At 71.4% G+C, this 20,151-nt stretch carries 13 protein-coding genes; 3 read left to right on the top strand and 10 right to left on the bottom strand.

Annotated features, from left to right (window positions below):
• Positions 1-211: 211 nt before the first annotated feature.
• The 4 genes from ABEA26_RS14900 to ABEA26_RS14885 form a co-directional block, all read right to left on the bottom strand.
• Entirely contained in the window at positions 212-2,755 is a 2,544-nt protein-coding gene (locus ABEA26_RS14900) for an FtsX-like permease family protein (RefSeq protein ID WP_345592664.1), read from the bottom strand.
• Complete coding sequence (locus ABEA26_RS14895; RefSeq protein WP_345592663.1) at positions 2,752-3,615, bottom strand: ABC transporter ATP-binding protein; 864 nt, start codon at positions 3,613-3,615, stop codon at positions 2,752-2,754. Before ABEA26_RS14895 ends, ABEA26_RS14900 begins: the two co-directional genes overlap by 4 nt.
• 407 nt (positions 3,616-4,022) lie before the next feature.
• Entirely contained in the window at positions 4,023-4,697 is a 675-nt protein-coding gene (locus tag ABEA26_RS14890) for a response regulator (RefSeq protein ID WP_345592662.1), read from the bottom strand.
• On the bottom strand, positions 4,694-5,932 hold the full coding sequence (locus ABEA26_RS14885) for a sensor histidine kinase (protein ID WP_345592661.1): 1,239 nt from the start codon (positions 5,930-5,932) through the stop codon (positions 4,694-4,696). Before ABEA26_RS14885 ends, ABEA26_RS14890 begins: the two co-directional genes overlap by 4 nt.
• A gap of 1,066 nt (positions 5,933-6,998) precedes the next feature.
• On the opposite strand from ABEA26_RS14885, the gene ABEA26_RS14880 reads away from it, so the two are divergent.
• A complete protein-coding gene (locus ABEA26_RS14880) occupies positions 6,999-8,504 on the top strand; it encodes a peptide MFS transporter (RefSeq protein WP_345592660.1) in 1,506 nt (501 codons plus the stop codon).
• A gap of 27 nt (positions 8,505-8,531) precedes the next feature.
• Positions 8,532-10,538, top strand: a complete 2,007-nt coding sequence (locus ABEA26_RS14875; RefSeq protein ID WP_345592659.1) for a CocE/NonD family hydrolase — start codon at positions 8,532-8,534, stop codon at positions 10,536-10,538.
• Between the two features lie 72 nt (positions 10,539-10,610).
• On the opposite strand, the gene ABEA26_RS14870 is transcribed toward ABEA26_RS14875, so the two are convergent.
• The 3 genes from ABEA26_RS14870 to ABEA26_RS14860 form a co-directional block, all read right to left on the bottom strand.
• Positions 10,611-11,975, bottom strand: coding sequence for an APC family permease (locus ABEA26_RS14870; RefSeq protein WP_345592658.1), 1,365 nt, complete (start codon positions 11,973-11,975; stop codon positions 10,611-10,613).
• A 225-nt stretch (positions 11,976-12,200) separates the two neighbouring features.
• Positions 12,201-12,956: an SDR family NAD(P)-dependent oxidoreductase gene (locus tag ABEA26_RS14865; RefSeq protein ID WP_345592657.1), complete on the bottom strand. Its 756-nt coding sequence runs from the start codon at positions 12,954-12,956 to the stop codon at positions 12,201-12,203.
• 193 nt (positions 12,957-13,149) lie between these two features.
• Entirely contained in the window at positions 13,150-13,947 is a 798-nt protein-coding gene (locus tag ABEA26_RS14860) for an SDR family NAD(P)-dependent oxidoreductase (protein ID WP_345592656.1), read from the bottom strand.
• Positions 13,948-14,380: 433 nt separating this feature from the next.
• Here ABEA26_RS14860 and ABEA26_RS14855 point away from each other — a divergent pair, with 433 nt between their 5' ends.
• The gene (locus tag ABEA26_RS14855; RefSeq protein ID WP_345592655.1) at positions 14,381-14,914 is read left to right on the top strand and encodes a MarR family winged helix-turn-helix transcriptional regulator; all 534 of its coding nucleotides are present in this window, start codon (positions 14,381-14,383) and stop codon (positions 14,912-14,914) included.
• A 118-nt stretch (positions 14,915-15,032) separates the two neighbouring features.
• On the opposite strand, the gene ABEA26_RS14850 is transcribed toward ABEA26_RS14855, so the two are convergent.
• The 3 genes from ABEA26_RS14850 to rhaI form a co-directional block, all read right to left on the bottom strand.
• Positions 15,033-16,532: a rhamnulokinase gene (locus ABEA26_RS14850; protein ID WP_345592654.1), complete on the bottom strand. Its 1,500-nt coding sequence runs from the start codon at positions 16,530-16,532 to the stop codon at positions 15,033-15,035.
• A gap of 152 nt (positions 16,533-16,684) precedes the next feature.
• The gene (locus ABEA26_RS14845) at positions 16,685-18,730 is read right to left on the bottom strand and encodes a bifunctional aldolase/short-chain dehydrogenase (RefSeq protein ID WP_345592653.1); all 2,046 of its coding nucleotides are present in this window, start codon (positions 18,728-18,730) and stop codon (positions 16,685-16,687) included.
• Between the two features lie 104 nt (positions 18,731-18,834).
• A complete protein-coding gene (rhaI, locus tag ABEA26_RS14840) occupies positions 18,835-20,001 on the bottom strand; it encodes an L-rhamnose isomerase (RefSeq protein ID WP_345592652.1) in 1,167 nt (388 codons plus the stop codon).
• Between the last annotated feature and the right edge of the window lie 150 nt (positions 20,002-20,151).

The raw sequence follows: 20,151 nt of genomic DNA, 5'->3' as shown, positions 1-20,151 counted from the left end.
GGTTCACCTCCCGTCGCAGAAGCGGGTTGACATCACGATTGGGAAGTCCTTTCGGTCATTACCGGGCGAATGGCGGGACGGGAGGCCGTACGCGTGGCGGTGCCGCCTCGCCGGGTACGGGCCGGGTGACCGGGGCGCGATGTGCCCGCGATCCGAGAGGTCGTACGGGCGTGAGCCGGTGTGTGCCGGCACACGCCCCGTACGTAGGGGGCTACGACCAGCGGCGCAGTGCCGCTCGGGCCGGCAGCGTGACCGCGAGCAGGGCCAGGCCGGTGGCGACGGCCGCGAAGGATCCGTACATCAGCGGGGGCACGTACGGCGCCTCGCCGGTCGTGCCGCTCATCATGGGGATCAGCGTGGCCGCGGCGATCGCGGAGCCGAGGACCATGCCCACCGTGGAGACCAGCAGGCCCTCCCAGCGCAGCATCGTCAGTACCTGACGCCGGGTGGAGCCGACGAGGCGCAGCGTGCCGAGCTCGCGACGGCGGTCCAGGACCGTCATCACCAGGGTGTTGACCGCGGCGACGGCGGCGAATCCGCCGAGGACCGCGGCCATGGTGTTGTTCATCCAGGCGCCCAGCTTCGCGTCGAGGTTCTGCTCGGTGGCGTAGCCGGAGGCGTCGGTGACCTTGCCCAGGGCGGTGAGCGACTGCTCCGAGCCGCCCCGTACGAGCAGGGTGCTGCCGAAGCCCGAGGTGATGTGCCCGGTGAGAGACGCCCGGTCCATGGTCACCGTGGCCAGGCCGAGGCCGCGGCCGTAGACCGCGACGATTTCGGGGCGGACCTCGGTACCGTCGGGGAGGTAGAGCGGAAGCCGGTCGCCGACGCCGGCGTCCGCCGAGTTCGCCAGGGTCCTGCCGATGGCGATACGGCCCTTGCCGAGCTGGTCGAGGCTGCCTTCTCGTACGTCCAGGTCCTGCACCTTCGCGAGCTCGGCGCCGGAGCCGGTGACGCCCTGGGTCGCCGCGCCCTGCAGCGACTTGAACTCGCCGGAGCCCACCGGCACCAGCACCTGTGTGTCCAGCAGGCCGACGGCCGCCTCCACGCCCGGCGCGCGGGCGGCGCGCGCCGCCGCGTCCACCGGGAGCCCCGCCGGGTCGGTGACCACGTGGTCCGCGGTGATGCCCGCGCGCAGCTGCTTGTCGGCGGCGTGGGTCTCGCTGGTGTGCATGAAGACGAGCGTGGAGGCGAAGGCCATGGCGAGGGTGATCGGGGTGATCGCGGAGGCGAGGCGGCGGGCGTTGGTGCGGGAGTTGGCGGCCGCGAGCTCGGCCGCCGGGCCCGCGCCGCGCAGCGGGAGGCCGAACAGGCCGGCGCACAGCCGCGCCACCAGCGGGCCCAGCAGCCCGACGGCCAGCATGAAGCACATGACGACGCCGAGGGCGGCGCCGGCCGCGTCGTCCCCCGCGGAGCCGGCGGACACGCCGGTGAGGATCGCCCCCGAGACAAGGGCGCCGACGCCGAGGACGGTACGGACCAGGCCGGGCCGCAGCCGCTCCACCGACGCCTCCGACAACGCCTGTCCGGGCTTGATCTTCGCGGGTCGGCACCCGGCCATCCATCCGGCACCGAGCGCGGTGAGCAGCCCCACGCCGACGGCAGCGAGCAGCGGGAGTCCGGAGACGTGCAGGTCCACGGCTTGTGGGACGGCACCGCGGTCCTGCAACTGCCCGAACCACCAGTGCGCGAGCCCGATGCCGGGCAGGCACCCGGCGATCCCGGCGAGCGGAGCGACGAGCAGTGCTTCGGAGGCGACCGCGCGGCGGATCTGCCGCGGGGTGGCCCCGACGGCGCGCAGCAGCGCGAATTCGCGGGCTCGCTGGCCGACCGACAGCGCGACGGTTCCGGCGGCGGTGAAGACCGCGACGATGGCGGCGATGCCGCCGAAGGAGCCGCCGATTCCGAAGAGCGTCTGCTTGGCGTGGCCGAGGCCCGGGTCTTCGACGGCGCCGCGGTCGTCGCCGGTGGCCACCTGGGCGCCGGAGCCGGTCAGGGCCTTCTTCACCGAGCCGGCCAGGGCATCGGCATCAGTGCCGTGCTTCGCCAGCACGACGATGGCGTCCACCTTGCCGGGGTGTCCGGCGAGCGTGGGGGCCTGGGCGTCGGCGAACCATGCGACGGCGCCCGCGACACTCGTGGTCCGGGCGGTGTCCGCGGCTTCGGCCTCGGCGACGCCCGCGACGCGGAAGTCCTGCTGCCCGGCGGCGGTCCGCAGCGCGACGGTGTCGCCGACAGCGACCTTCGCGGCGCGGGCCGTGCCCGCGTCGAGCACGACTTCATCCTCGCGGGGCGCGGAGCCGGTGGTCAGCGCGGTGCCGGTGAAGGTGTGCGAGCCCCATCCGTGCGCGGTGAGCACCCCGCCCGGAACGGGGAGTTCGCGTGCGCCCAAGTCCGCGCCGTCGTCCGCCGCGCGCACCGGGAAGGTGAAGTCCGGGACGGCGGCGGCCGCACCCGGCGCCTGCGCGGCCTTCGCCACCAGCCCGGCGTCCACCCGTGCGATGTCCGGCAGCGGGACCGCCTCCTTCTCGCGGTCTTCGCCGCTGCCCGTGACGACGTACTCGTACTGGTCCGCCGCCGCGACGACGGGCGCCTGCGCGTACCGCTGCGGCGGCACCGACGCGCGCAGACTGGTCTCGAGCAGGATTCCGCAGGCCGAGACGATCAGTGCGGCCATCAGCAGCGCGAGGAAGGTTCCCGCGAAGGAGGCGGGCTTGAAGCGGACGGCCTCACGGGCGAGTCCGTTGGGGCGCCTCATGCCGCTGCACCCGCCATCGCGCCCGGGCGGGAGGTACGGGAGGTGAGCACGGCCATCCGTGCCGCGATCTGCTCGGCCGAACCGTACTCGAGGTGGTCGGAGAAGGCGCCGTCGGCGAGAAACAGCACGCGGTCGGCCCAGGCGGCCGCGGCCGGGTCGTGGGTGACCATGACGACGGTGGCGCCGAGGGTGTCCACCGCGTGCCGGAGCAGTCCGAGGACCTCGGTGGCGGTGCCCGTGTCGAGGGCGCCGGTGGGCTCGTCGGCGAAGATCACGTCCGGGCTGGTGACCAGGGCGCGTGCGATGGCCACGCGTTGCTGCTGGCCGCCGGAGAGCTCGCCGGGCCGGCGCTTCGCCTTGCCGTCGAGCCCGACCCGGGCGAGCACCGCCTGCGCCCGGCGCCGGTCCTGGCGCTTCCCGGCCAGGCGCATGGGCAGCAGTACGTTCTGCTCCACGGTGAGGGAGGGCAGCAGGTTGAAGGCCTGGAAGACGAAGCCCAGACGGCTGCGGCGCAGCTCGGTGAGCTCGTTCTCGTGCATGGCGGTGATCTCCGTACCGCCGAGGCGCACGGAGCCGGCCGACGGCCGGTCGAGGCCGGCGGCGCACTGCAGAAACGTGGACTTGCCGGACCCGGAGGGGCCCATGACGGCGGTGAACGTGCCGCGCGGGAGGGCGAGGTCGATACCCGCTAGGGCGTGTACGGTGGCCGCCCCGCGGCCGTACTGCCGCCGGACGCCGCGCAGCTCGACGGCGAGACCGGGCGTGGCGGCCTGGTCCTCGGGACGGTCGTCCGCCTTCGGCCGGTCGTCCGCCTCGGGCCGGTTGTCCGCCTTCTGCCGCTTGCCTCTGCGTAGCCTCATGTCCCGTCTCCCTCATACGTGCACTTCTGTGACGGGTGAAGAGTGCGTGGACGGCTGCGCGCCGGGCGTCATACCCGGGAGCCAATGTGGAGGTGCTACCGCGGTAGGGGGTGGAGGAGGGGAGGACCCCGGCCCTCCCCGGCGGGTGGTGCCCGCCGTCCGGCGCGGCGGGCCGTGGACTCGTGTGCAAGAGGGGTGGGTGGCGCATCGCACGGCCCCGGACGGCGCGGGCGCCCGCCCGGCCGAGCCGCTGCCTCGCCGGTGCCACGCCCCGGGCCCGGCCCACAGGGCTGCAACGGGGCGAAGCACCCCCCGCGCGCCGCGCCCGCGGTGGCTCGGAGCCCCGGCCCGTGCTTCGGTGCGGGCCGGGGCTCCGTCCTTACCGGCCGCCCCGCGACGGGGGGCTGCTATTCGCCCGCGGCCACCAGCCCCGATTCGTACGCGAAGACCACAGCCTGGGCGCGGTCGCGCAGGTCGAGCTTGGTGAGGACGCGGCTCACGTGCGTCTTCACCGTCTGCTCGGCCAGCACCAGCGTCGTCGCGATCTCCCCGTTCGACCGGCCGCGAGCCACCAGCGTGAGGACCTCGGTCTCGCGCTCGGTCAGGCCCTTGAGACGCAGCGCCGGCTTGCCCCGGGCGACGGGCCGCTGCTTGGCGAAGTCCGCGATGAGGCGGCGGGTCACGGAAGGGGCGAGCAGAGCGTCGCCCGAGGCCACGACGCGTACCGCCGCGATGAGGTCGGCCGGCGGCGCGTCCTTGAGCAGGAATCCGCTCGCGCCCGCCCGCAGCGCCTCGTAGACGTAGTCGTCGACGTCGAAGGTGGTGAGCATCAGGACGCGCGGCCGGTGCGTCACACCCGGCGGCGGCGTCAGAAGGCGGCGCGCGGCCTCCAGGCCGTCCATCTCGGGCATGCGGACGTCCATCAGCACGACGTCGGGATGGGTGCGCCGGCTCAGCTCGACGCCCTGCGCGCCGTCGGGGGCCTCGCCCACCACGTCGATGTCACTCTGGGCGGCCAGCAGCGCGGCGAAACCCGCTCGCACCATGGCCTGGTCGTCGACGATGATGACACGCGTCGTCACGTTGGATCCTTTTCACTCAGTGGGAGTTGCGCGACGACCCGGAAGCCGCCGTCCGGCAGCGGCCCCGCGTCGAGGGTGCCGCCCGCGAGCCGTACCCGCTCACGCATACCGACGAGACCGTGCCCGGTGCCGCCCACCTCGAGCGGTGCGGCGGGCGTCTGTGGCGGCGGGCCGTTGGCCACCAGGACGGTGAGCCGCGCGTCCTTTGGCGAAACGGACTCCGGCACCGAGAGCGACACCTGCGTCCGTGCGCCCGGTGCGTGCCGGACGACGTTCGCGAGGGCCTCCTGGACGATGCGGTACGCGGACAGGCCCACCGCCTCGGGCACGTCGGCGTCACAGGGGGTGAACTCCACCGGTCCGCCGGCCCTCGCTGTCGCTTCCGCCAACTGCGCGATCTGCGTCAGCCCCGGCTGGGGTGCGAGCTCTCCGTGCGCGTCCTCGTTGCGCAGGACTCCGAGGAGCCTGCGCATCTCGCCGAGCGAGGCGCGGGCGGTCGCCGCGATGGACGTGAACTCCTCCCGCACCTTTGGCGGCAGTCGGTCGAGGCGGTACTCCGCGGTGTCCGCCTGCACCGTGATGACGGACATGTGGTGCGCCACCACGTCGTGCAGCTCGCGCGCGATCCGGGCGCGTTCCTCCAGCAGCGTCCGCCGGTCGCGCTCGGCCTCGCTGATCGTCTCCTGTTCGGCCAGCCTGCGTTGCACCTCGTGCCGCTCGCGAAGCGCACCGGCGCACACGAGGGTGACACCGCTGAGCATGGTGAGCACCGTGCTGTTGCTGTTCGTACCGTCGGGCACGACGGACTCCAGGCCGATTCCCGCGCCCGCCGTCGCCAGCCACACCAGCAGCAGGGTCCGGCGCCGCTCGCGCAGGCCGAGGGCGAGGCAGAGGCCGACGTACCCGACGATCTCCATCGGCGGGTACGGCCACAGGAGCCGTTCCTCGAAGTCGACGGCGAGCAGGGCGAGAGCCCCGGCCACGTCCGCGACGAAGACCACGTACCAGGCCTGCAGCGGACGGAGGACGGCGAGCAGCAGTGGTGCCGACTGCACGACCGCCAGGGCGCTCGCGACGCCTCCGTTCAGTCCGTAGTCGACGCTGAGCACCCGGATGGTGGTGGGCAGCAGGGCGACGCACAGCACGAACGCCACGCCCCAGGGCAGCAGCCGTACCCACCGGCGCGAAGCCCCCGCGAACAGCGCGCGCGGGCGTCCCTCCTTCACTGAGGTCATGAGCACCAGCCTATGTGCGACGGAACGGCGTCGGACACGCGGAGCCGTCCGGCAAAAGGGCCCGCCGGTAGGAGTCGACGAGGCGGGTCTCGGCGTAGGGGATGCCGAGGTCGCGGCAGTGGGCCTTCACCGCAGGCCGGCCGATTCTCAGGTGCGGGCGGGGGCATGCCGGGAAACCAGTCGGTGAGGGGTTGCCCCTGCCGGCGGCGACTGCGCCCTCGCTGCCCCGGAACGGCAGGAGGCGGAGAAGGAAACAGGGCATCCGGTGGTGAACGGCGCAGCCGGCACGGGCACGCCCGACGAAGCCGCTGCCGCCTACGGACTGTCACCGCCCCCTACGGTGCCACCCGGCCGCCCGCCTCAGGAACGGCCTGGCCGGACCGGCCCCCGCGTCACCCGGCCGAACCACCGCTCGCCGGCCGGCCCGCGAGGCCTGGGCGGGACGTTCGTGGTTGCGCCGATCTGAGAAGGTTGTTGTACAGACGTCTCAGGTGTTTGGCCGCGGGGCACCTGGCACCGTCCGCCTCGCATTGACGGCAAGTCCGCAGATGGTGTTCGTAGTCTTCGCGCGCCAGCTCGAGGGGGTCGTACGACGGATTCATTCGACTTCCTGTTGGTCGTCCGGGTGTCAGAACCACGGGCACATGGGGGGGGTGGGCTACCTCAGGTAATCGCGTGAGGTGCGGAGATCAACTCTGTTCTTGTTACTTGGAGTACAGCAAGCCGAGCCGGGCATTGTGCCCGCGGGGACCGGCCGGTGGTGCCCCTTTCCTGGACCGATCGCGCAGCGGAAGTCGGCGTCCGAGCCGGAGGCGTCATGGCACCGCCTTCCCCGAGGCCCCGAGCCGTTCGAGCGACGCCGCCGTTCGCGACCTACCACGGGTCATGTGTGCGCTGGACAGCGGCGTACGCAGTTGCGAAGTACGGGTGATCCCTGATCTCCTGACCTGCGACGTGGGACTGCCTGTCATCTCGTGGTGAGCGTCGCGCAACGGTGCCGGCAGGCACCGTGTACGCCGTTTGCGCTGTGCGGCAGTCCAGCCATCCCCGACCGGCGACTGGACCTATGACAGACCGTGCTCAACCCGAGACAGCCGACGACGAGCAGCCTCCGGCGCGGGACGACCGCGCCTTCTTCGGGCAGCCGAAGGGCCTGCTCACGCTGTCCGCCCTGGAGGTCTGGGAGCGTTTCTCGTTCCTGGGCATGCAGGCGATCCTGGTCCTCTACTTCGCCGACTCGGTGGCGAACGAGGGCCTGGGTATGGACCCGGGCACCGCCGCCTCCGTGTCGGCCGCCTACGGCACCCTCGTCTACCTGGTCTCCGTCGCGGGCGGATGGCTCGCCGACCGCATCCTGGGCTCCTACCGGGCGGTCCTGTGGGGTGGCGTCCTCATCGCCCTCGGCCACTACTCCATGGCCGTCCCCACCGCCGCCATGACCTGGGTGGGCCTGGGCCTGATCAGCGCGGGCACCGGTCTGCTCAAACCCAATGTGGCCGCCATGGTCGGCAAGCTCTACCGCACCGCCGACGACCGCCGCGACGCCGGCTTCGCCCTGTACTACATGGGCATCAACATCGGCGCCTTCGCCGGGCCGCTGATCACCGGCTGGCTCGGCGAGCACCAGGGCTGGCACTGGGGCTTCTCCGCGGCCGCCTTCGGGATGACGCTGGGACTCGTCCAGTACGTCACCGGACGGCGGCACCTCGCCGGACGCAAGCACACCGCCGAGTTCGCACTGGCCCCGGCGGCCATGCGACGGGCCGTGTGGCTCATGGTCACCGGAAGCCTGGCCTTCGCCGCGCTGTGCGGCGTGCTCGCGGGCGTCGGCTGGCTCACCATGGACCGGTTCGTGGACGTCCTCACGGTCGTCTCGGTGATCGCGCCGGTCGTCTACTTCTGGATCATGTTCACCAGCCCCCGGGTCACCACGGAGGAACGCGGGCGGCTGCGGCCCTACATCGTCCTCTTCCTCGCCTCGGTGGTCTTCAACTTCATCCTCTTCCAGGCGTACTCCACGATGATGCTGCTCGCCTCGACGAACGCCGACACCAGCATCCTCGGTTTCGACTTCCCCTCCAGCTGGTACGCCTCCGCGCTCGGGGCCTTCGAGGTGGCGCTGGCCCCCGTGGTCGCCGCAGTCTGGGTGCGGATGGGCCGACGCCAGCCGCACGCCTCGAACAAGATCGCGTTCGGGGTCGTTCTCGGCGGTCTGTCGTTTCTGCTGATGGCGATTCCCACCGCGGGCCACGACGGCACCGACTACCGGATGGCCGTCTGGTGGATCATCGGCTCCTACCTGCTGCTCGGCCTCGGCGACGTACTCCTGGAGACCTCGGGTCTCTCGGCCAGCAGCAAGCTGGCGCCGAAGGCGTTCTCCAGCCAGACCATGGCCCTGTGGTTCCTCTCCCTGGCCCTCGCCAACGGAATCCAGGCCCAAGTCGTGAAGATCTACGACGACGTGTCCCACCCCATGTACTTCGGCGTCAACGGCGCCATCGCCGTGGTCCTCGGCCTGGTCGTCGTAGCCCTCGCGCCGTGGCTGCGGCGCACGATGCACCCCGTCCACTGAGCACCGGCCCGCCGGAAGGTACCGCCCATGCGCATTCGCACAGACTTCCCGTACGAGACGACCCACGACGACATCCGCATCCCGCTGCCGGACGGCACCCGGCTCTACGCGCGGATCTGGCGGCCGCTCACCGACGAGCCGGTCCCCGCCCTGCTGGAGTACCTGCCGTACCGCCTCAGCGACTGGACCGCGCCCCGCGACAGCCAGCGCCACCCCTGGTACGCGGGCCACGGCTACGCCTCCGTCCGCGTCGACGTACGCGGGCACGGCAACAGCGAGGGCCTGCCGGGCGACGAGTACGACGCCACCGAGCTGGCCGACGGCGTCGCGGTCGTCGAGTGGCTGGCCGCGCAGCCCTGGTGCAACGGCAAGGTGGGCATGTTCGGAATCTCCTGGGGCGGCTTCAACTCGCTCCAGATCGCCGCGCTCGCCCCCGAACCGCTGAAGGCCGTCGTCACCGTCTGTTCGGCGGACGACCGGTACGACAACGACGTGCACTACATGGGCGGCTCGGTCCTCGGCGTCGACATGCACGCCTGGGCCGCCACCATGCTCGCGTTCGTCTGCCGTCCGCCGGACCCGGAGTACGCCGGGCCGGAGTGGCGGGAGATGTGGCTGCGGCGGCTGGAGGCCGTCGACCCGTTCATCCACACCTGGCTCGCCCACCAGCTCCGCGACGACTACTGGAAGCACGGCAGCGTCTGCGAGGACTACTCCGCCATCGACGCCGCCGTCCTCGCCGTGGGCGGCTGGCACGACCCGTACCGCGACACCGTTCTCCGGCTCGTGGAACACCTCCCGAACGAGCGGGTCCGGGGTCTGATCGGCCCCTGGTCCCACCAGTACCCGGACCGCGGTCTGCCACCGGGCCCGCCGATCGGCTTCCTCCAGGAGACGCTGCGCTGGTGGGACCACCACCTGAAGGGCGAGGACACCGGCGTCATGGACGAACCGCTGCTCCGCTCCTGGATCAGCGAGTCGCACCCGCCGGCCACCGTCTACCCCGAACTGCCGGGCCGCTGGGTCGGCGACCCGGCCTGGCCGTCGCCGTACACCACTCCCGCCACCCATGCTCTCGGGGGCGATCCGGTCGTCGTACGCTCCTCCCAGCACACCGGTGTCGACGCCGGACGGTTCTTCCCCTTCGGCAACGACGCCGACCTGCCGCCCGACCAGCGCGAGGAGGACGCCCGCTCGGCGTGCTTCGACTTTCCCGTCACCGACGGCCCCCTCGAGATCCTCGGACGCCCCGAGGTGACCCTGCGCCTTCGGATGGACGTACCGTACGGGCAGGCCGTCGCCCGGCTCTGCGACGTCGCGCCGGACGGATCCTCGACCCTGGTGACCCGCGGCGCCCTCAACCTCGCGGCGCGCCGGGGCCGGGACCGCAACGTGCCCTGGCCCCTCGGGGCCACGGAGACGGTGACCTTCCAGCTCAACGGCATCGGCCACACCTTCCCGGCCGGACACCGCGTCCGTCTCGCCGTCTCCTCCGCGTACTGGCCGTGGCTCTGGCCGCAGGCGGGCTCCGACGGCTTCGTTCTGGAACCGGCCGGCTCCGCACTCGAACTGCCTGTTCGCGACGCCGGTGATCACCCCGAGGACACCGGTGTCCGCTTCGAGCCCGCCGAGCAGTCCGAGCCGTTGCGCGTGGCCGTGCCGGCGACATCGGAGGAGGAGCAGCGCCCGGAGCGTCTGGTGGTGCGTGACGTGGCCCAGGGCGAGTGGCGGCTGGAGGTGGATCCGCGCTACGGCGGGACCCGCGTGTACCCGGACGGCCTGGAGTTCTCCGAGGACGCGCTGGAGACCTACACCATCCGGGAGGACGACCCGCTGTCGGCGCGGACCAGGTCCGACTGGTCCGTCCGTCTGCGCCGCCCGGAGCGTGCCTGGGACGTACGGGTCGAGACCCGGTCGGAGATCACCTGCGACGCCGATGACTTCGTCACGTCGAACGAGGTGGTGTGCCGTGAAGGCGAGGACGTCGTCTTCCACCGCACCTGGGAGAGGCGCATCCCCCGGGTCGCTCGCTGAGCGCGCCCTCGCGGCCATGATGGTAAGGGCGTCCGTACGCGTGGGTGACGGGCAGGACGTCGATGAGAGGGCTCACGCCTCGCCGCGTGCCTTCATCACCGTCCTGTTCAGCACCCACAGCCCGATTCCGATGGCCAGGAGGACCCCTGCCCGGATGTAGACGTGCGCGGGCCGGTCGGACAGGGGGCCGGCCAGAATCAGGGAGGTGACCGCGCCCAGTACCGGCAGAGCGGTCGGCGTACGGAAGTGCTGGTGCTCGACCCGGTCGCGGCGCAGGACCAGTACGGACACGTTGACCACGGCGAAGACGCACAGGAGCAGGAAGGCCGTGGTGTCGCCGAGGCCCGCGATCTCCCCGGTCGAGACCAGGCCGATGGCGAGAAGCGAGACGAAGACGATGCCGACGACCGGGGTGCGGCGCCGGGGGAGGACACGGCCCAGCGCGCGCGGCAGGATGCGTTCGTTCGCCATGCCGTAGCAGAGCCGGGACGCCATCATGATGTTGATCAGTGCCGAGTTCGTGACCGCGAACAGGGCGATCAGTGCGAACAGCTTCGGCGGGAAGTCCAGCCCCCCGGCCTTGACGACCTCCAGCAGCGGGCCGCTGGAGCCCTCCAGTACGCGGTAGTCGACGAGCAGCGAGGAGACCAGGGCGACCAGGACGTAGATGGTCCCGGTGACGGCGACGCCGATGAAGATGGCGCGCGGGAACGTACGCACCGGGTCCTGGGTCTCCTCGGCCATGTTGACGGAGTCCTCGAAGCCCACGAAGGCGAAGAAGCCCAGGGCCGTCGCCCCCAGCACGCTGGTGAGCAGCGCGTAGCCGGTGCCCCCTGCCTGGAACTCGCCGAGCCGGGAGGGGTCGCCGTCACCGGTGAGGACCGCCCAGGCGCCGACGGCGAGGATGACGAACAGGCCGGTCAGTTCGACCACGGTGAGGACCACGTTGGTCTTCACCGACTCGGACACGCCGCGCAGATTGAGGGCCGCGAGGGCGAGAACGAACAGGATCGCGACGAGGGTGGGCGGGAAGAAGTCCGTGAACTCGGCGAGGTAGTCGCCGCTGAAGGCGCGCGCTGCCGCGCTCGCCGAGGACAGGCCCGAACACATGACCATGAAGGCGACGATGAAGGTGAGGAACGGTACCTGGAACGCCTTCTGGGTGTACAGCGCGGCCCCGGCCGCCTTCGGGTACTTGCCGACGAGCTCGACGTACGAGGCCGCTGTCAGGATCGCCACGACGAACCCGATGACGAACGGCAGCCACAGCGCACCGCCCACCTTGCCGGCGACCTGCCCGGTGGTCGCGTAGATGCCGGTGCCGAGGATGTCGCCGATCACGAACAGGATGAGCAGTTTGGGGCCGATGGCCCGCCGCAGAGGAGTGTCGTCCGCTCCCTCCGGTGAGGCAGTGGCGTCTTTTCCGTCTGTGGTCACGGAGACTCCCCCCGAGGCGTCCGGTACGGAACAAACGTCTCCCCTGCCCGGGGGACCGGTGAGTCATGCCGGGTGCAGCACATCCGACAACTCCACACCGAACCGCTGGGTCGCGCACCCGGAATCGTCCTCCGAGGCGTCCTCTTGATGCCTGCGGCCTCCGGGCGTCTCGGCAGGTTTCGAACGCAACGACGCCCCGGCCTGCCGGGCCGCCGGTAGGACGGGTCAGCGAAGCTTGACCGAGCCGCCGTCGGCCATGACGGTCTGCCCGGTCATGTACTGCGCGTCGTCGCCGGCGAGGAAGGCGACGATGGGAGCGACGTCCCGGTCGGGGTCGCCGAACCTGCCGAGGGGCACCATGGCCGCGGACTGGGCGTACTGCTCGGGACGGGCCTCGGCCCACTGGGCCACGCCGGCGGTCAGAGCCATCGGGCAGACCACGTTGACCCGGATGTTGTGCGGGGCCCACTCGTTGGCGGCCACCCGGCTCAGGCCGCGGATGGCCTCTTTCGCCGCCGCGTAGGAGGCCTGGTTCGGCTGACCGTTCAGACCCGCGCCGGAACCGAAGTTGATGACGGAGGCGTTGCCGGTCTTCCTCAGTTCCGGCAGGGCGGCGAGCATGAAGTTGCGGGTGGCGTACAGACCGGTGTTCATCGCGAGGTCCCAGTCGTCGTCCGTCTGCTCCTCGAACGGCTTCTGCCGGGACACACTGGCGTTGTTCACCAGCACGTCGAGGGAACCGAAGTGCTCGACGGCGGCGGCCACGGCCGAGTCGGCGACTGCCCGGTCGGAGACGTCACCCTTCAGGAAGACCACGGCGTCACCCAGTTCACGGCTCAGCACCTCACCGGCCTCCTCCTGAAGGTCGACGACCACTACCCGGGCTCCGCGCGCGACGAAGACCTTCGTGATGGCGCCGCCGATGCCCGAGGCGCCTCCGGTGACGATGGCCGACTTGCCCTGCAGGCTGAGAGAAGTCATGAAGTGATTCCTTTCGTGTGTGCCTGCGACGCAGGCGGTCCCGCGCAGCGGGATGGCGGGGTGAGCGACGGGAGCCGGGCCGAAATACGGCGAGGAGAGCCCTCGAGCACCCCGATTCCATGTGCATGATGCACTCGCTATGCACAATACACAACACTGGCGTGCGGTGACGTGGCGCTCCCGGGCCCGCGGCTCAGCCGGGGAGCTGAGCCCGTCGCCCGGGGGCCGCGGACGACTGCATGGTCATGCCCCCGTCGACGACCAGCAGCTGGCCTGTGAGGTAGCGGGACTCGTCGGAGGCGAGGAACACCATGGTGTGGCCGATGTCCTCGGGCGAGCCGAGGCGGGGCAGCGCGTTGCCCTTCTTGAGATCCTCGATGACGCCTCGCGGCAGGTTGTTCTCCAACGCGGGGGTCAGGACGGCCCCGGGGGCGACGGCGTTGCAGCGTACGTTCTGGGGCCCGTACTGGACGGCGACGGACTTGGTGATGCTGACCACCGCGGCCTTGACGGCACCGTAGGAGGTCTGCAGGACGTCGCCGACCAGGGCTGCGACGGACGCCGTGTTGATGATCGATCCGCCCCCCGCGCGCAGCATGTGCGGGATGGCGTGCCGGGTGCCCAGGAGGGTGCTGGTCACATTGCGGGCGACCGCACGATGGAACTCGTCCATGTCCAGGCGCAGCAGGTCCAGGTCGGTACGCGGATTGGTGCCGCCCACGTGGTTGCAGAGCACGTTCAGGGCGCCGAACTCCCGGACGGTCGCGTTGACCATGTCCGCGATGGAGCCCTCGTCGGTGACGTCCACCGTGACGGGCAGTGCACGCCCGCCCGACTCCTCGATGAGCGCGGCGGACTCCTCGGCGGCCGCGGTGTCGTAGTCGGCGACCACGATCCGGGCACCTTCCGCACCCATGAGTTCCGCCGCGGCACGGCCGATGCCGCTGCCCGCGCCGGTGATGACGGCGACCTTGCCCTTGAGGCGTTCCATGGGGGTACTTCCTTCGCAGTGTGGAGGTGTCTGGTGGTTCGGCGGGAGGCGCCGGCCGGGACCGCCGCGGCCTCCGAACCGGCGGCGGGCCGGGGAAGACGCGGGATCGATCATCGACATCACGATGATCTGCCAGACCTCCGCCATGAGCAGCAGCCCCACCCGTAGCCGGCACCGATCACACACAGACCGGTCAGCAGCGTCACGCGAGCGCCGTGTCGAGCGGAGAGCGGCGCGAAGGCCGTCATGCCCAGGCCGCTCGACGCCGGCGCCAGGCCCGCCGCGGACAGCTGTCGCCAGTTCCGCGCTCATGTGGGTCTCCATGCCTCGGGGATACCTTCTGCCGCGCCCACGACACTCGATGAGCCGCGATATGTATGCTACATACATAGTTCATCATGCACAACGAGCCGGACTCGGATGGGGTGCGACCATGAGCACTGATGACGTGAACCATCGAGGAAGGACGGCCGAGCAGATGAGGGAGTCGAGCGCGGAGGAGCGTCGCCTGGGCGCCCTTGAACGTGAGCTGACCCTGTTGTCCCGGCATTTCATCGCCTCGCGCCGCCCGCGGATCGGTCAGAGTCTGGACCGTTCCGCCTACGTCCTGCTCACCCGGCTGGAGACGGGAGAGCCGCTCACGCTCAAGGAGCTGGCCCACACCTTCCAGGCTGACGTGTCCACCATCAACCGACAGATCAGCGCCATGCTCCGTCAGGGCCTCGTGGAGCGCATCCCGGACCCCGCCGGAGGCATCGCGCGCAGGATCCGGCCCACCCCGACCGGCTTGGAGCGCCTGGAGGCGGACCGGGCCATCAGCCGCGCGGGAGCCGCCCGGCTCCTCGAAGCGGCGGAATGGAGCAGCGAGCGGACACAGCAGTTCCTCACGCTGCTGGTCGAGTTCAACCACGGCATCGAGCGGCTCGAAGGCCAGAACGCTCGGGAACAGCGATCACAAGGGCGCTGACTCCTCGGACGGGGCTCCTTCACCGCCGGGCCGCCGCACGGGCTCGCCGTGACGGGCAGCCGGGGGAGGCCGGATCTCCGCGAGGCGCAGTACTCGTCGGCCGGGGGCGCTACGCGTATCAGGGCTCCGTTCGGGCAGGGGCGAGCCGGGCGGCAGCCGCGTCCCAAGCAGCGCTGTCACCAACTGGGGTGTAGCGCCTGAGGTGCTGGGTGGAGGCGACGAGCCGGCGCATCTCCGCCAGGTCGGTCACCAGCCCTGCCGCTCGGGCCTGGACGAGGATGTTGCCGAGGGCGGTGGCTTCGGTGGGCCCGGCGATGACGGGCAACCCCGTGGCGTCGGCGGTGAGCTGGCAGAGCAGGTCGTTGCGGGAGCCGCCGCCGACGAGGTGGATGCGGGTGATGTCGCGGCCGGCGAGTTCGGCCGCCTGCCGCAGGGTGCGGCGGTGGGCCAGGGCGAGGCTTTCCAGGATGCAGCGGACGACAGCCCCCTGACTGCCGGGGACGGGCTGGTCCGTACGGCGGCAGTACTCGCGGACCCGTTCCGGCATGTCGCCCGGGGTGAGGAACTCTGGGTCGTCCGGGTCGACGAGCGCGCCGAACGCCCTGGACCGGGCGGCCTCGGCCAGGAGTACGGGGATGTGTGTGGGCAGGCCCTGCGCCTCCCAGGTCCGGCGGCACTCCTCCAGCAGCCACATGCCCATGATGTTGCGGAGGTAGCGGACGGTGCCGTCCACGCCGAGTTCGTTGGTGAAGTTCGCGGCCCGGGAGTCCTCGGTCAGCACCGGGGCGTCCAGTTCGAGGCCGGCCAGGGACCAGGTGCCGCACGAGATGTAGGCGAAGTGCGGTCCGGTGGCCGGGACGGCGGCGACGGCGGAGGCGGTGTCGTGCGAGGCGACGGTGACGACCGGGGTGCTCGCGTCGAGACCGGTGTGAACGGCGACGTGCGGCAGGAGGGTTCCGGCCGGGTCGCCGGGGCGGCGCAGGGGCGGCAGCAGAGCCGGGTCGATGGAGAGCCGTTCGAGGAGTTCGCCGGACCAGGTACCCGTGCGGGCGTCGAAGAGGCCCGTGGTGGAGGCGTTGGTCGCCTCCGCCCCGATGGTTCCGGTCAGCCAGTGGACCAGCAGGTCCGGTATCAGGAGCAGAGTGCGGGCAGCGTCGAGCTGGCTGGTGCCGGCCGCCGAGGCGAGCTGGAAGACGGTGTTGAACGGCAGATGCTGCAGCCCGGTGATCCGGTACAGCTCCTCGGGCCCGACGCGGGGCCAGACCTGCTGGGCGGCGTCGTCGGTACGACTGTCCCGGTAGTGGTACGGGGTGCCGAGAAGTACGCCGTCCGCGTCGAGGAGCCCGTAGTCCACCGCCCACGTGTCCACGCCGATGGAGACGACCGAGCCGGCCCGGGCGGCCTCCCGCAGTCCGTCGACGGTTCCCTGGAAGAGCGCGAGCGGGTTCCAGTGCAGACCGTCGGGCAGGCGTACGGGCGTGTTGGGGAACCGGTGGGCCTCGGTCAGGTCGAGGTCGTCTGGCCCGACCCGGCCGAGGATCACCCGTCCGCTGGTGGCCCCGAGGTCGACCGCGGCGAACGCCGAGGGGAAGGCCGAGGAGGCCGGGGTGGTGGTCACGTGGTGTTACCTCCGCTGTGCGCGGCGAGGAGTGATGAGGCGAAGGGACCCGGAGGCGTTGGAGAGCTGGGCGATGAGGGCCGGGGCGCCGGTCCGTGCCGCGCCCGGTTGCCGCCGCGCGAGTCGCGGCGGCGATCGGGCGGGTGTGCGGGTCAGCGCAGGAAGGCCGCGGCGACACCCGCGTCCACCGGGACGTGCAGCCCCGTGGTGTGGGTCAGGTCGCCGCCGGTGAGGGCGTAGACCGCGTTCGCCACGTGCTCGGGCAGCACCTCGCGCTTGAGCAGCGTGCGCTGGGCGTAGTACTCGCCGAGCTTCTCCTCCGCCACGCCGTACACGGCGGCCCGCTTGGCGCCCCAGCCGCCGGCGAAGATGCCGGAACCGCGCACCACGCCGTCGGGGTTGACGCCGTTGACGCGGATGCCGTGCTCTCCGAGTTCGGCCGCCAGCAGCCGCACCTGGTGTGCCTGGTCGGCCTTGGTCGCTCCGTAGGCGATGTTGTTGGGGCCCGCGAAGACACCGTTCTTGGAAGCGATGTAGACGATGTCGCCGCCGAGCTTCTGCGCGGTCATCACCCGGGCGCCCTCGCGGGAGACCAGGAAGGAGCCGCGGGCCATGATGTCGTGCTGGAGGTCCCAGTCCTTGGCCGTCGTCTCCAGCAGCGGCTTGGAGACGGAGATGCCGGCGTTGTTGACGACGAGGTCGACGCCGCCGAAGGCGAGAACGGCCTCGACGAACGCGGCGGCGATCTGCTCCTCGCTGGTGACGTCCACGGTCACGGCGACGGCGCGGTCCGGCCCGCCGAGTTCCTCGGCGACGGCCACCGCGTTCGTCGCGTCGAGGTCGGCGACCACGACGCAGGCGCCCTCGGCGACGAGCCGGTGGGCGATGGCCCTGCCGATGCCGGAGCCGGCACCCGTGACGAAGGCGACCCGGGTGGCCAGCGGCTTGGGCGCGGGCATCCGTCGCAGCTTGGCCTCCTCCAGCTCCCAGTACTCGATGCGGAACTTCTCCGACTCCTCGATGGGGCTGTAGGAGGAGACGGCCTCGGCGCCGCGCATCACGTTGATCGCGTTGACGTAGAACTCGCCGGCGACCCGGGCGGTCTGCTTGTCCTTGCCGAAGGAGAACATGCCCACCCCCGGTACCAGGACGATCGCGGGGTCGGCGCCGCGCATGGCCGGCGAGCCGGGGACGGCGTGCCGCTCGTAGTACGCCCGGTACTCGGCGCGGTACTCGGTGTGCAGCTCGGCGAGCCGGGCGATCGCCTCCTCCAGCGGTGCCCCGGCAGGCAAATCCAGGATCAGCGGCCGGACCTTGGTGCGCAGGAAGTGGTCGGGGCAGGACGTGCCCAGGGCCGCGAGACGCCGGTGCTCCGTGCGGGAGAGGAAGTCCAGCACCGTCTCGGAGTCCGTGAAGTGGCCGACCTGGGGCAGGTCGGCGGATGCGATCGCGCGGACGTACGGGGCGAGCGCGGCGGCACGGGCGCGCCGCTCCTCGTCGGGCAGCGGCGCGTAGCCGTCCCGCACCGGGCCGAACGGCTCCGGGCGGCCCTTCTCGGCGAGGAACGCCTCGGCGGTGCGGATGACGTAGCGCGAGTTGGCCTCGCACTCCTCGGAGGTGGCGCCCCACGCGGTGACACCGTGGCCGCCCAGGACGCAGCCGACGGCCTGCGGGTTGGCCTCCTTGATCGCGGCGATGTCCAGGCCGAGCTGGAATCCGGGCCGACGCCACGGCACCCACACGACCTTGTCGCCGAAGCACTCGGCGGTCAGCTTCTCGCCTTCCGCCGCGCAGGCCAGCGCGATACCGGAGTCGGGGTGCAGATGGTCCACGTGGGCCGCGTCGATCAGGCCGTGCATGGCGGTGTCGATGGACGGCGCGGCGCCGCCCTTGCCGTGCAGGCAGTAGTCGAACGCGGCGACCATCTCGTCCTCGCGCTCGACACCCGGGTAGACGCCCTTCAGCGCGTGCAGCCGGTCCAGGCGCAGCGCGGCCAGTCCTTCGGCCTTCAGCGTGCCCAGGTCGCCGCCGGAGCCCTTGACCCACAGCAGTTCCAGCTCGCCACCGGTGACGGGGTCGACGGCGGTGCCCTTGGCGGACGTGTTCCCGCCCGCGTAGTTGGTGTTGCGCGGATCCGATCCCAGCCGGTGCGAGCGCGCCAGGAGTTCGGCGACCTGGGGGTGGATGGCGGAGGCCATGGTGTTCTTTCCTTCGGGAGGGGTTGACGACGGAGGGTGCCCGAGGCCGGGTGGCGCGCCTTGGTGGCGTACGCGCCCCGGCCGGGCGGCGTCCCGGGGTGGTGCTACGCGCCCCAGCCGGCCTGTTCGCCGCCCACGCGTTCGGCGGTGATCCGCTCCTGCCAGCCGCCGGCGCGGTAGGCGGCGATCGGGTCGGGGTTCAGGCCCCTCTCCTCGCGGACCTCGGCCAGCAGCGGCCGCACGTCGGTGTTGTACGCGTCCATCAGGACGGCGTTGGCGGCCAGGACGTCGCCGTCCTTCTGGGCAGCGGTCAGCGCCTCGTCGTCGATCAGCAGGGCCTTGGCGGTGGCTTCCTGCACGTTCATCACCGAACGGATGATCGCCGGGATCTTCGCCTCGATGTTGTGGCACTGGTCGAGCATGAAGGCCACGCCTGCGGCGGGGTCCAGGCCACCGTTCTTGATGACCTCGTGGAGGATCCGGAAGAGCTGGAAGGGGTCGGCGGCGCCGACCATCAGGTCGTCGTCGGCGTAGAAGCGGGAGTTGAAGTCGAACCCTCCGAGCTTCGCCTCGCGGAGCAGGACGGCCACGATGAACTCGATGTTGGTGCCCGGCGCGTGGTGGCCGGTGTCCACGACGACCTGGGCCTTGTCACCGAGCTTCAGGCAGTGCGCGTAGGCGGTGCCCCAGTCGGGGACGTCGGTCGTGTAGAACGCCGGCTCGAAGAACTTGTACTCCAGGAGCATCCGCTGGTCCTCGCCCAGGCGCTCGTAGACGACCTGGAGGGCCTCGGCGAGTCGGTCCTGGCGGGCCGCGATGTCGTCCTGGCCCGGGTAGTTGGTACCGTCGGCGAACCACAGTTTCAGGTCGCGGGAGCCGGTGGCGTCCATGATGTCGACGCACTCCAGCAGGTGGGCCAGCGCCTTGCGCCGCACGGCGGCGTCGGGATGGCAGACACTGCCCAACTTGTAGTCGTCGTCCTGGAAGACGTTGGAGTTGATGGTGCCCAGTTCCAGGCCCCGCTCCTTCGCGTACGCGGCCAGGGCCGCGTAGTCGTCGACCTTGTCCCAGGGAATGTGCAGCGCCACCCGGGGGGTGACGCCGGTGAACTCGTGCACCTTGGCCGCGTCGTCCAGCTTCTCGCGCGGTGTCCTCGGCACGCCGGGCTGTGCGAACACCTTGAAACGCGTGCCGGAGTTGCCGTAGCCCCAGGAAGGCGTCTCGACCCGCTGGTCGGCGAGTGCGGTTCTCACGGCAGTGATGTCAGGCATGTCCACCTCTGGATGCGCAAGCTGCCCCGTCGCGGGGGACTTGAGGAACCTGCTTGTATGAATCGATTCAGACTGGCGCCGAAACTAACCCGTGGCACACCTGCCGTCAAGGGTCCTCACGGCACTCGGCCCATATGTCGCCTGCCGCCC

The organism is Streptomyces marokkonensis (assembly GCF_039539045.1).
Lineage (GTDB): Bacteria > Actinomycetota > Actinomycetes > Streptomycetales > Streptomycetaceae > Streptomyces > Streptomyces marokkonensis.
This window is presented reverse-complemented; position numbering and strand designations above follow the sequence as displayed.